We start from the raw sequence: 12,473 nt of genomic DNA on the forward strand, positions 1-12,473 counted from the left end.
GACGGGGACCGGTACGGGGCTCCCCGGCAGCCGTCCGCTGCCGCGCTCGGTGTCGAGGGCGAGCTGGAGCACCACGACCGCCGCGGCCTGGTCCACCACGCCCCTGCGCTCGCGCCGCCCCCGGGCGCCGCTGACGCCCGAGGCGCGCAGCGAGCGCTCGGCGCTCACCGTGGACAGCCGCTCGTCGACGAGGCGCACCGGCACCGGCGCCACCCGCGCGGCCAGCCGCGCGGCGAAGCCGCGGGCGTCGGCCGCCGAGGCGCCCTCGCCGCCGCGCAGGTGCCGCGGCAGGCCGACGACCACCTCGAGCGCCTCGTGCTCCGCGACGAGCGCGGCCAGGCGCGCCACGTCGCCGGACCCGCGCGGGACGGTCTCCACGGGGGTGGCCACGAGCCCGTCGGGGTCGCTGAGCGCCACGCCGACCCGCACCGTGCCCACGTCGACGCCCAGGCGCCGGCCCCTCCTCACGCCCGCCTCACCCGCCGGTGACCTGGCGGCCGACGGCGTGCTCGACCGCGGCCAGCGCGTCGCCGATCCTCGTCGCGTCCTGCCCGCCGCCCTGCGCGACGTCGTCCTTGCCGCCGCCCCCGCCGCCGAGGACCTTCGCGGCCTCGCGCACGAGCAGGCCGGCCTTGACGCCCCAGGAGCGGCCGGTCTCGTTGACCGCGACGACCACGACGGGCCGCTCGCCGGCCTTCGCCGCGACCGCCACCGCGACCGGGCGGTCCGCCGCGAAGCGCCCGCGCACGTCGAGCACGAGGCGCCGCACGTCGTCCGCCGACGTGCCGTCGGGCGCGCGGTGGGTCACCACGGACACCCCGAACACGTCCTTCGCGGCCTCGACCAGCCCGGGCGCGGCCTGGAGCAGGGCGCCGGCGCGCATCTGCGCGATCTCCTTCTCCGCGTCGCGCAGCTGCGCCACGAGCGCGGAGACCCGCTCGGGGAGCTCCTCCGGGCGCACCTTGAGCGCGCCGGTGAGCTGCTGCACGAGCACGTGCTCGCGGGCGAGGTAGCTGTACGCGTCGGTGCCGACGAGCGCCTCGACGCGACGGACCCCGGCGCCGATCGACGCCTCGCCGAGCAGCTTGACCAGGCCGAGCTGCCCGGAGCGCTGCGCGTGGGTGCCGCCGCAGAGCTCGCGCGCCCAGTCCCCCACCGAGACCACGCGCACCTCGTCGCCGTACTTCTCGCCGAAGAGCGCCATCGCGCCGGAGCGCACGGCCTCCTCCTGCGTCATGACCTCCGCGTGCACCGGCAGGTCGTCGGCCAGCAGCGCGTTGACCCGCGCCTCGACGTCGCCGAGCACGCTGGCCGGCACCGCGCCGGCGGCGGAGAAGTCGAAGCGGAACGAGCCGGGCCGGTTCTCCGAGCCCGCCTGCGTCGCGGTCTCCCCCAGCGCCTCGCGGAACGCCTTGTGGACCATGTGCGTGGCGGTGTGCGCCCGGCTGATCGCCCGCCGGCGCGCCAGGTCGACCTCGGAGAGCACCGCCTCGCCGGCGGTCACCTCGCCGGAGACGACCCGCGCGCGGTGCACCAGCAGGCCCTGCACCGGCTGCTGCACGTCGAGCACCTCGACGACGGCCCCGCCGCCGAGCGTGATGCGGCCCTGGTCGGCGAGCTGGCCGCCGCCCTCGGCGTAGAACGGCGTGCGGTCCAGGACGAGCTCGACCTCCTGCCCGGCGCCGGCCGCGGGGGCCGCGGCGCCCCCCACGAGCAGGCCAGCCACGCGGCCCTCGCCGGACACCTCGTCGTACCCGGTGAACTCGACCGGGCGGCCCAGGGCGTCCTGCACCTCGCGGTACGCCGACACGTCGGCGTGGCCGGTCCGCTTCGCCTTGGCGTCGGCCTTGGCCCGCTCGCGCTGCTCCTGCATGAGGCGGCGGAAGCCCGCCTCGTCGACCCGCAGACCCTGCTCGGCCGCCATCTCCAGCGTGAGGTCGATGGGGAAGCCGTACGTGTCGTGCAGCTGGAACGCCCGCTGCCCCGACAGCTGCGGCGCGCCGGCGGACTTCGCCTCGCGCACCGCGGTGTCGAGGATCGTGGTGCCCGCGCGCAGCGTCGAGCGGAACGACTCCTCCTCGGCGTACGCCAGGGAGGAGATGCGGGCGAAGTCGCGCTCGAGCTCCGGGTACGACGCCCTCATCGCGTCCTTGCTCACCGGCAGCAGCTCGGGCAGCGTCGCCGCGTCCACCCCGAGCAGGCGCATGGCGCGGACCGCGCGGCGCAGGATGCGGCGCAGGACGTACCCGCGGCCCTCGTTGCCCGGCACCACGCCGTCGCCGATGAGCATGAGCCCGGTGCGCACGTGGTCCGCGACGACCCGCAGCCGCACGTCGTCGGCGTGCTCGCGCCCGTACCGCTTGCCCGCCAGCTCGGCGGCGCGGCGCAGCACGGGGGCGACCTCGTCGATCTCGTACAGGTTGTCGACGCCCTGCAGGATCGACGCGATGCGCTCCAGGCCCATGCCGGTGTCGATGTTCGGCTGCGGCAGCGGCCCCCGGACGTCGAAGTCCACCTTCGAGCGGACCGCGGAGAGCTCGTACTGCATGAAGACGAGGTTCCAGAACTCCATGTAGCGGTCCTCGTCGACCTCGGGACCGCCCTCGGGGCCGTACTGCGGACCCCGGTCGTAGTAGATCTCGCTGCACGGGCCGCCCGGGCCGACCACGCCCATGTGCCAGTAGTTGTCCGCCAGGCCCCGGCGCACGATCCGCTCGTCGGGCAGGCCGGTGACCTCCTTCCACAGGGCCGCGGCCTCGTCGTCGTCGTGGTAGACGGTCGCCCAGAGCCGGTCCGGGTCGAGGCCGAAGCCGCCCTCGGCGACGCTGCCCGTGGACAGCGACCACGCGAGCTCGATCGCGCCGCGCTTGAAGTAGTCGCCGAACGAGAAGTTGCCGTTCATCTGGAAGAACGAGCCGTGCCGGCTCGTCTTGCCGACCTCGTCGATGTCGAGGGTCCGCACGCACTTCTGCACGCTCGTCGCGCGCCGGTACGGCGGCGTCTGCTGGCCGAGGAAGAACGGCTTGAACGGCACCATGCCGGCGTTGACGAAGAGCAGGTTGGGGTCGTCGAGCAGCAGCGGCGCCGACGGCACGACGGTGTGGCCGTGGCGCTCGAAGTGCCGGAGGAACCGGCGGCGGATCTCGGCGGTCTGCATCAGTGCTCCTGCGTCTCGGGGCCCTCGAGGGCCCGCGCGTCGGTGGTGCCGGGGGCGGGTCGGGCCTCGCCCGGCGCGAGGTAGAGCAGGTGGCGGCCCTCGGCGTCGGGCAGGCCCAGCTGGGCGGCCAGCACGCGCTCGCGCTCGCCCATGCCGTCGCGCACGTCGTCGACGAAGTCGCGCACCCCGTCGCCGAGGATCGCCAGGCCCTCCGCGAGCGAGCCCGCCACGCTCTGCGGGGACAGCGCGTCGAGGGTGCGGGTGATCTTGCGCGAGACCACGGCGCCGGCGGTCACGCCCATCGCCAGCCAGAAGACCCGGCTCACGCCGCCCCCCTCCCGCGGCCCTGCCCGCGCCGCAGCCGCTCCTCGCGGCGGGCCCGCACCCGGGCCAGCGTCTCCTCGCGCCGCCCCCGGGCCGACGCGGCGCGCCGGTGCTCCAGGGCCCGGCGCACGCCGTAGCCCAGCGCGGACACCTTCACCGCGGGCCCGGTCACCGCGCTCGCCACCAGGGAGCTGATCGCCTGCGCGTTGTGCGCCGCCTCGGCGAGGTCGGCGTCGATGCCCTCCGCCCGTCCCGCCCCGGCCCGCACCGACGCCGCGGCCGCGCGCGTCTCGCGCAGCGCGGGCACCGCCTCGTCGGTGATGAGGGCGATCGCGCGCCGGGCGTCCTCGAGCGTGCGGGCCAGGCGCAGCAGCGGCACGGCCACCAGCGCCACGAGCACGACGAGCGCCAGCGCGGCCACGAGGCCGGCGACCTCTCCTGCGGACATGCGGCTGAGCACTTCCCCTCGGGCGGCTGGCCCCGGTCGGCGGTCGCGGGGCGGAGCGTCGAGTTTATCGCGGTGCCATGAGGGGACCCCCGAGGCGCTCGGGCGGGGCGAGTGCGACGGCGTGCACGGGCACGCCGGCCTGGCGGTGCACGGCGCCGCACGCGGCGGGCCCGGGCCGCTGAGGGTGCCCCTCATGGCTGCGCGGCCCGCTCAGCGCTCGCGCAGCACCCGCCGCACCCGGGCGAGCCGCTCGCGCAGCTCGCGCTCGGCGCCGTACGCGGTCGGGGCGTAGTAGTCGCGGCCGTCGACGGCGTCGGGGGCGTACTGCTGCGATGCGATGCCGTGGGGGGCGTCGTGCGCGTAGCGGTAGCCGGTGCCGTGGTCGAGCTTGCCCGCGCCGGCGTAGTGGCTGTCGCGCAGGTGGGGCGGCACGGGCCCCGCGAGGCCCTTGCGCACGTCGGCGATGGCCGCGTCGACCGCGAGGTACGCCGCGTTGGACTTCGGCGCGAGCGCGAGGTGCACGACGACCTGGGCGAGGTTGATGCGCGCCTCCGGCATCCCGATGAGCTGCACCGCCTGCGCCCCCGCCACCGCCACCTGCAGGGCCGTCGGGTCCGCGAGCCCGATGTCCTCGCTCGCGGAGATGACGAGGCGGCGGGCGATGAACCGCGGGTCCTCGCCCGCCTCGACCATCCGCGCGAGGTAGTGCAGCGCCGCGTCGACGTCGGAGCCGCGGATCGACTTGATGAAGGCGCTGGCGACGTCGTAGTGCTGGTCCCCGGTCTTGTCGTAGCGCACCGCGGCCCGGTCGACGGCCCGCTCGAGCGTGGGGACGTCGAGCACCGGCTGCCCCAGGGCGATCGCCGCCCCGGCCCCGGCCTCCAGCGCGGTGAGCGCGCGGCGGGCATCGCCGCCGGCGATGCGCAGCAGGTGCTCCTCGGCCTCGGGGGCGAGCTCGACCGCCCCGCCGAGCCCCCGCTCGTCGGCCAGCGCCCGGCGCACCAGCCCCCGGACGTCCTCCTCCGTGAGCGGCTCGAGCGTGAGCAGGAGGCTGCGCGAGAGCAGGGGGCTGATCACGCTGAAGTACGGGTTCTCGGTCGTCGCCGCCACGAGCGTCACCCAGCGGTTCTCCACGCCCGGCAGGAGCGCGTCCTGCTGGCTCTTGCTGAACCGGTGGACCTCGTCGACGAAGAGGACCGTCTCCGGGCCGCCGGCGGCGATGGTGCGCCGGGCGCCGTCGACGACCTGGCGCACGTCCTTGACCCCGGCGGTCACCGCGGAGAGCTCGACGAAGCGCCGGCCCGTGGCGGAGCTGGCGAGGTACGCGATCGTCGTCTTCCCGCTGCCCGGCGGGCCCCACAGCACGACGCTCGTCGGCGCGGCGGGGCCGCCCGTGGGCTCCACGAGCCGCCGCAGCGGCGAGCCCGGGTGCAGCAGGTGCGCCTGGCCGACCACCTCGTCGAGGCTCCGCGGGCGCATCCGCACCGCGAGCGGCGGGCGCCCCGGCCCGTCCGTCGGGGCGGGAGGCGGGGGCGGCGGCGCGTCCGGCACCGTCAGCGCACCGTCGAACAGGTCGTCCTCCACACCCACGACCCTAGCCAGCGCGGGCACCCGGCCCGGCCCGCAGCGCCTCCCCGCGCCCGGACGACCACGGGCCCCGCGCCACCATGGGCGGGTGCCCGACCTGCGCCATCCCGCCCTCGACCGCCTCGACGCCCCCGGCGTGCTGGACCGCAGCGGCGGGGACGCGTACGTCCGCGCGGAGCTCGACCCGCAGCGCCTCGTCGACGGCTGGGCGCTCGGGCGCGCCGCCGGCTGGGTCGGGCGCCGCCCCGGCCGCGACGTCCCGTGGCTCAGCGCCGTCGGCGACCCAGCGGACGCGGCGCGGCTCGCGGCGGCGGTGCGCGCCCGGACCGCCGGGACCGCCGCCGCGCCGCACGGCGCGACGCTGCCGCGCGGGGCCGTACCCCTCCTCGCGGGCGTGGAGGTCCCCGTCGCCACCGACTGGGACTGGTTCTGGACCGACGACGCCCCGCCGCGCCGGGCCGGTGAGGAGCAGGTCCGCTGGCTCGGCGCCGGGGACGAGGACGACGTCGCCGCGCTGCTCGCCGCCGACAGCCCCCGCCACTCCGCCGTCCCCGGCGGCCCCGGGGTGGTGCGCTGGTGCGGGGTGCGGCTCGACGGGCGCCTCGCGGCGACCGCCGCCTGGGTCGAGCACGTGCGCGGCGTACCGCACTTGGCCTCCATCGCGACCGCGGCGACCGTACGGGGCCACGGCTGGGGCGCCGCCGTCACCGCCTGGGTGACCCGCGCCCTGCTGGCGGAGCACGGCTGGGTCACGCTCGGCATGTACGCCGACAACGGCGTCGCCCGGGCGATGTACCGGCGCCTCGGCTACCGCGACACGCACCTGTTCACCAGCGGCCGCTTCGGCTGAGCCCGCACGCGGTTCCCCGGGAACCGCAGAAGGCGCCCTTCTGGCGATCTAGCCGCCACGGGGGCGCCTTCTGCGGATCCCCTCCGGATCCGCCGTGCCCGGCTGCGCAGAGGGCGCCCCTCTCGCGCTCGGTGCACGACAGGGGCGCCCTCTGCGCCACCACCCCGCGGGTCAGCCCTGCTCCGGCACCTCGGGCCTGGCGTCGATGCCGGCCTCCTTGCGCTGCTGCGCGGTGATCGGGGTCGGCGCCCCCGTCAGCGGGTCGTAGCCGCCACCGGTCTTCGGGAACGCGATCACCTCGCGCAGCGAGTCCGCGCCGGCGAGGAGCATGCAGATCCGGTCCCAGCCGAAGGCGATGCCGGCGTGCGGCGGGGGGCCGTACTGGAACGCGTCGAGCAGGAAGCCGAACTTGTCCTGCGCCTCCTCCTCCGAGATCCCGAGGACGTCGAACACCCGCTGCTGCATCTCGGCGCGGTGGATACGCACCGAGCCGCCGCCGATCTCGTTGCCGTTGCAGACGATGTCGTACGCGTAGGCAAGCGCGTTCCCGGGGTCGTCCTGGAACCGGTCGGCCCACTCGGCGTTCGGGGAGGTGAAGGGGTGGTGGACCGCGGTCCAGCCGCCCTCGCCGTCCTCCTCGAACATCGGGGCGTCGACGACCCAGAGGAACTCCCACCGCTCGGGGTCGATCAGGTCCTGGCGCCGCGCGATCTCGAGCCGGGCGGCGCCGAGCAGCGCGAGCGCCGCGGACCGCTTGTCCGCGGCGAAGAACACCGCGTCGCCGGGCGAGGCGCCCACGTGCGCGGCCAGCCCCTCGCGCTCGGCGTCGGACAGGTTCTTCGCGACCGGTCCGCCGAGGGTCCCGTCCTCCTGCACCAGGACGTACGCGAGCCCGCGCGCCCCGCGCGCCTTGGCCCAGTCCTGCCAGCCGTCGAGCTCCTTGCGGGTCTGCGACGCCCCGCCCGGCATGACGACCGCCCCGACGTGCTCGTTGCGGAAGACGCGGAACGGGGTCTCGGCGAAGTACGCCGTGCAGTCCACCAGCTCCAGGCCGAAGCGCAGGTCGGGCTTGTCGCTGCCGAAGCGGGTCATGGCCTCGGCGTACGTCATGCGCGGGACGTCACCGACCTCGACGCCCAGGACGCGCTGCCACAGCGCGCGCACCACGGCCTCGCCGACCTCGATGACGTCGTCCTGCTCGACGAAGGACATCTCGATGTCGAGCTGGGTGAACTCCGGCTGCCGGTCGGCGCGGAAGTCCTCGTCGCGGTAGCAGCGGGCGATCTGGTAGTACCGCTCCATCCCGGCCACCATGAGCAGCTGCTTGAACAGCTGCGGCGACTGCGGCAGGGCGTACCAGGACCCCGGCTTGAGCCGCACCGGCACGAGGAAGTCGCGGGCGCCCTCGGGCGTGGAGCGGGTGAGCGTCGGCGTCTCGACCTCGACGAAGTCCCGCTCGTGCAGCACCTCGCGCGCGACGTGGCTGACGTAGGAGCGCATGCGCAGCGCCCGGGCCGGGCCGCTGCGGCGCAGGTCCAGGTAGCGGTAGCGCAGGCGCACCTCGTCGCCGACCTCGAGGTGGTCGTCGAGCTGGAACGGCAGCGGCGCCGCCTCGGCGAGCACCTCCAGGTCGCTCACCTCGACCTCGACGTCGCCGGTCGGGATCGCGGCGTTCTCGTTGCCCTCGGGGCGGCGCCGGACGGTGCCGGTGGCCTTGACGCAGTACTCGGCGCGCAGGTCGCCGGCGACGTCCGCGTCGTGGAGCACGGCCTGCACCACCCCCGAGGCGTCGCGCAGGTCGAGGAACGCGACGCCGCCGTGGTCGCGGCGGCGGGCGACCCATCCGGCGAGGGTCACGGTCTGCCCGGCGTGCTCGGCGCGCAGCGAGCCGGCGGGGTGGGTGCGGATCACGGGTTCTCCAGGAGCGTCACGAGGTGCGGTACGAGGTCGTCGAGCGGCACGGCGGTCTGCTCGCCGCTGGCCAGGTGCTTGACCTGGGCGGCGCCCGCCTCGAGATCTCGGTCGCCGAGGATGACCGCGTACGCCGCCCCGCTGCGGTCCGCCGCCTTCATGGCGCCCTTGACCCCGCGCCCGTCGTACGCCATGTCGGTCGCGACCCCGGCCCGGCGCAGCCCGGTCACGAGGGCCGCGCAGCGCCGTCGCGCGGCCTCCCCGAGCGGGACGACGAACAGGTCGAGCGGGGTCGCACCGGGCAGGGCACGCCCCTCGGCCTCGAGGGCGAGCACGGTGCGGTCGACGCCGAGCGCCCAGCCCACGCCCGGCAGGCGCGGGCCGCCGATGGACTCGGCCAGCCCGTCGTAGCGGCCGCCGCCACCGACCGCCGACTGCGCCCCGAGGCCGTCGTGGACGAACTCGAACGTCGTGCGCGTGTAGTAGTCGAGGCCGCGGACCAGGCGCGGCGCGTCCTCCCACTCCACGCCCGCGTCGGCGAGCGCGGTGCGCACGGCGTCGTGGTGCGCGCGGTCGTCGGCGCTGAGGAAGTCCTGCAGCAGCGGGGCGCTCGCGATGAGGTCCGCCAGCTCCGGCCGCTTGTCGTCGAGCACCCGCAGCGGGTTGATCTCCGCGCGCCGGCGCGTCTCGGGGTCGAGGTCCGCCGTCGCGAGGTGCGCCTGCAGCGCGTCCCGGTACGCCGGGCGCGACTGCGCGCTGCCCAGCGAGTTCAGCAGCAGCCGCACCCGGGTGAGCCCCAGCGCGCGGTAGGCCTCCATCGCCAGCACCACGAGCTCGGCGTCGACGAGCGGGTCCTCGGTGCCCAGCGCCTCGGCGCCGACCTGGCTGAAGTGCCGGTACCGGCCCTTCTGCGGCCGCTCGTAGCGGTAGTAGGAGCCGGAGTACCAGAGCTTGACGGGCAGACCGCCCTTGTCGAGGTGGTGCTCGAGGACCGCGCGCAGCACGCCGGCCGTGCCCTCGGGCCGCAGCGTGACCTGGTCGCCGCCGCGGGTCTCGAACGAGTACATCTCCTTCGTGACGATGTCGGTCGACTCCCCGACCCCGCGCGCGAAGAGCGCGGTCTCCTCGAAGGCGGGGGTCTCCACGTAGCCGTACCCGGCCCGGCGCAGCGGCGCGGCGATGGCCTCGCGGACGGCGAGGAACGCCTCCCCGCGCGGGGGCAGGAGGTCGAAGGTGCCCTTGGGGGCGGCGAAGGTGCTCACCGCGCCACCCGCTGCAGGTACGGGTTCGTGGCGCGCTCGCGCCCGATGGTCGTCGCCGGGCCGTGGCCGGGCAGCACGACGACGTCGTCGGGCAGCGGGAGCACCTTGTCCTCCAGGGAGCGCAGCATCGCGGCGTGGTCGCCGCCGGGCAGGTCGGTACGGCCGATGCTCCCCGCGAACAGCACGTCGCCGGAGAGGCAGGTGGGCGGCCGGTCGTCGGCACCGGGGAGCCGGAGGAGCACCGAGCCGCGGGTGTGGCCGGGGGCGTGGTCGACGGTGACCTCGAGCCCCGCGAGCCCGAGCACCGCCCCGTCCTCGAGGGTGCGCACGTCGTCCGGCTCGGACCACTCCAGGCGCGGGCCGAGCGCGGCCGCCGTCTCGCGCGACAGGCCCTTGAGCGGGTCGGCGAGCAGCTCCTCGTCGTCGGGGTGGATCCAGGCCGGGACGCCGCGGGCGCCGCAGACGGGCGCCACCGAGAAGGTGTGGTCGAGGTGGCCGTGGGTCAGCAGCACGGCCACCGGCCGCAGGCGGTGCTCGCGCAGCACCTCGTCCAGCCGCGGCGCCACGTCGACGCCCGGGTCGACGACGACGCACTCCTCCCCCGGCGCCGGGGCCACGACGTAGCAGTTCGTGCCGAACGCGGCTGCGGGGAACCCGGCGACGAGCACGGACGACCTGCGCTTCCTGTGGTGGCGGCGGGACCGGCGGGCGGACCTCTGGCTCGTGCGAGCGTAGCGAGCGCGCCTCCTGCCTAGACTGTCGCCCCGATGCGGCGGGTGAGAGGACGGAGCGGGGCGTGACGGGCAGCGACCGCGGGCGCAGGCTCGCGCGCGAGCAGTACGAGCGCCGCCAGCAGCGGCGCGCCGAGGCGGCCGCCCGGGCCCGCCGCCGCGGCGTCGTGCTCGGCGCGGTCGTCGCCGCCGCCCTCGTCGTCGGCGCGCTCGTGCTCACCAGCGTGCTCGACGACGACGAGGGCTCGTCCACGGCCGCTCCGCCGGCTGCGGCGGCCGGGCTGGACTGCGCGGAGGCGCCGTCGCCGGTCGCCTCGCCGCAGTCGTTCCCCAGCGCGCCCGCCCCCGACCCGCAGGGCCCGACGCGGGCGACGATCTCGACGACCTGCGGCGACCTGGAGGTCGAGCTGCTCCCCGAGGCGGCGCCCGCGACCGTCGCCTCCTTCGCGCAGCTCTCCGAGCAGGGCTTCTACGACGCCACCCCCTGCCACCGGCTCACCACGAGCGGCATCTACGTGCTCCAGTGCGGCGACCCGACGGGCACCGGGACCGGCGGCCCCGGCTACAGCGTCCCCCTCGAGAACGCGCCGGCCGACGAGGCGTACCCCGCGGGCACCCTGGCCATGGCGCGCTCCGCCGACCCCGACAGCGGCGGCAGCCAGTTCTTCGTCGTGTACGAGGACACCCGCCCGCCCGCCCCCGGCTACACCGTCTTCGGCCGGGTGACCGGGGGCCTCGACGTGCTCGAGGCCCTCGCGGCCGCCGGGTCCGACGAGAGCAACGGCCCCGGCGACGGGCGCCCGGCGCAGCCGGTCGGCATCTCGGCGGTCGCCGTGTCGTGAGCCGGGGGGCGCAGGGCGCGAGGGCCGGGGCTGGGACCCTGAGGCAGACGTACGCACGAGGACGAGGCGGTTCGCGGTGAGCAGCAGCGAGTGGGGTCGGGTCGACGAGGCCGGGACCGTGTGGGTCCGGGTCGCCGACGGCGAGCGCGAGGTCGGCAGCTACCCCGGCGCGACGCCGGAGGAGGCGCTGGCCTACTTCGGGCGCAAGTACGACGAGCTGGCCGGGCAGATCACGCTGCTCGAGCAGCGCGTCCGCACCACCGACCTGGCGGCCAAGGACGCCCTGGCGAGCATCGCCAAGCTCCACGAGACGCTCGCCCAGGCCCACGCGGTGGGCGACCTCGGCGCGCTGGCCGGGCGCCTCGCCGCCCTCGTGACCCTGGTCGAGGAGCGCAAGGGGACGCAGGACGCCGCCCGCGCCAAGGCCCGCGAGGAGGCCCGCTCCCGCAAGGAGGCCATCGTCAGCGAGGCCGAGACCCTCGCGACGAGCACCTCGTGGAAGGCGTCCGGGGACCGGCTGCGCGCGCTGCTCGACGACTGGAAGGCCGCCCCGCGCCTGGACCGCAAGACCGACGACGCGCTGTGGAAGCGGTTCAGCGCGGCCCGCAACGCCTTCGACCGGGCCCGGCGCCACCACTTCGCGAACCTCGACGCGCAGCGCGACGAGGTCAAGCAGGTCAAGGAGCGCATCGTCCGCGAGGCCGAGGCGCTGCAGGACTCCACCGACTGGGGCGCGACCGCGGGGGCGTACCGCGACCTCATGACCCGCTGGAAGGCCGCCGGGCGCGCCGGGAAGGCGGACGAGGAGCGCCTGTGGCAGGCGTTCCGGGCCGCGCAGGACCGGTTCTTCGCCGCCCGGAACGCGACGTTCTCCCAGCGCGACGCCGAGCAGCGGGAGAACCTCGCGGCCAAGGAGGGCATCGCCGCCGAGGCCGAGGCGCTGCTGCCCGTCACCGACCTGGCCGCCGCGAAGGCCGCGCTGCGCGGGCTGCAGGAGCGCTGGGAGTCGATCGGGCACGTGCCGCGCGACGCGCGCCCCACCGTGGAGGGGCGCCTGCGCCGGGTCGAGGACGCCGTCCGCGACGCCGAGGAGGCGCAGTGGCGGCGCAGCAACCCCGAGGCCCGCGCCCGCGCCGAGGCGACGGTCGCGCAGCTGCAGGCCTCGATCGCGAAGCTCGAGGCCGACGCCCAGCGCGCCGAGGCCGCGGGCAACGCCAAGAAGGCGGCCGACGCCCGCGCCGGCCTCGAGGCCCGCCAGGCCTGGCTCGTCGAGGCCGAGAAGGCCCTCGCGGAGTTCACCGGCTGACACCCCGCCCCGCCCCGCCCCGCCCCGCCGCGCCCCTGCCCGGCCCGGCCCCGCC

General features: G+C 76.5%; 9 protein-coding genes and 2 pseudogenes. 3 read left to right on the forward strand and 8 right to left on the reverse strand.

Features of this window, described 5'->3' with window-relative positions:
• The 5 genes and pseudogenes from ruvX to D5H78_RS05800 all read right to left on the reverse strand — a co-directional run.
• Positions 1-468: pseudogene (ruvX, locus tag D5H78_RS05780) on the reverse strand (Holliday junction resolvase RuvX); the annotation flags it as partial.
• 7 nt (positions 469-475) lie between these two features.
• Positions 476-3,157: an alanine--tRNA ligase gene (gene alaS / locus D5H78_RS05785; protein ID WP_119949497.1), complete on the reverse strand. Its 2,682-nt coding sequence runs from the start codon at positions 3,155-3,157 to the stop codon at positions 476-478.
• Complete coding sequence (locus D5H78_RS05790) at positions 3,157-3,483, reverse strand: hypothetical protein (protein WP_119949498.1); 327 nt, start codon at positions 3,481-3,483, stop codon at positions 3,157-3,159. The genes alaS and D5H78_RS05790 overlap by 1 nt, the downstream gene beginning before the upstream one ends.
• Positions 3,480-3,929, reverse strand: coding sequence for a DUF948 domain-containing protein (locus tag D5H78_RS05795; RefSeq protein WP_165865621.1), 450 nt, complete (start codon positions 3,927-3,929; stop codon positions 3,480-3,482). Before D5H78_RS05795 ends, D5H78_RS05790 begins: the two co-directional genes overlap by 4 nt.
• A 210-nt stretch (positions 3,930-4,139) precedes the next feature.
• Positions 4,140-5,513, reverse strand: coding sequence for a replication-associated recombination protein A (locus D5H78_RS05800; protein WP_245941605.1), 1,374 nt, complete (start codon positions 5,511-5,513; stop codon positions 4,140-4,142).
• Positions 5,514-5,604: 91 nt separating this feature from the next.
• Between D5H78_RS05800 and D5H78_RS05805 the strand changes: the two genes are divergently transcribed.
• Positions 5,605-6,366 carry a GNAT family N-acetyltransferase gene (locus D5H78_RS05805; RefSeq protein WP_119949500.1) on the forward strand — a complete coding sequence of 254 codons (762 nt, stop codon included), beginning with the start codon at positions 5,605-5,607 and terminating at the stop codon, positions 6,364-6,366.
• A gap of 171 nt (positions 6,367-6,537) precedes the next feature.
• Here D5H78_RS05805 and aspS read toward each other — a convergent pair whose 3' ends face one another.
• The 3 genes and pseudogenes from aspS to D5H78_RS05820 all read right to left on the reverse strand — a co-directional run.
• Positions 6,538-8,277, reverse strand: coding sequence for an aspartate--tRNA ligase (aspS, locus tag D5H78_RS05810; RefSeq protein ID WP_119949501.1), 1,740 nt, complete (start codon positions 8,275-8,277; stop codon positions 6,538-6,540).
• Complete coding sequence (gene hisS, locus D5H78_RS05815; protein ID WP_119949502.1) at positions 8,274-9,539, reverse strand: histidine--tRNA ligase; 1,266 nt, start codon at positions 9,537-9,539, stop codon at positions 8,274-8,276. Before hisS ends, aspS begins: the two co-directional genes overlap by 4 nt.
• Positions 9,484-10,207, reverse strand: a pseudogene (locus tag D5H78_RS05820) (MBL fold metallo-hydrolase); the annotation flags it as partial. The gene hisS and the pseudogene D5H78_RS05820, both read right to left, overlap by 56 nt.
• A 128-nt stretch (positions 10,208-10,335) precedes the next feature.
• Here D5H78_RS05820 and D5H78_RS05825 point away from each other — a divergent pair.
• Positions 10,336-11,112, forward strand: coding sequence for a peptidylprolyl isomerase (locus D5H78_RS05825; RefSeq protein ID WP_119949504.1), 777 nt, complete (start codon positions 10,336-10,338; stop codon positions 11,110-11,112).
• A gap of 76 nt (positions 11,113-11,188) precedes the next feature.
• Positions 11,189-12,418: a DUF349 domain-containing protein gene (locus D5H78_RS05830; protein ID WP_119949505.1), complete on the forward strand. Its 1,230-nt coding sequence runs from the start codon at positions 11,189-11,191 to the stop codon at positions 12,416-12,418.
• Positions 12,419-12,473 lie beyond the last annotated feature (55 nt).

The organism is Vallicoccus soli, assembly GCF_003594885.1.
Taxonomy (GTDB): domain Bacteria; phylum Actinomycetota; class Actinomycetes; order Motilibacterales; family Motilibacteraceae; genus Vallicoccus; species Vallicoccus soli.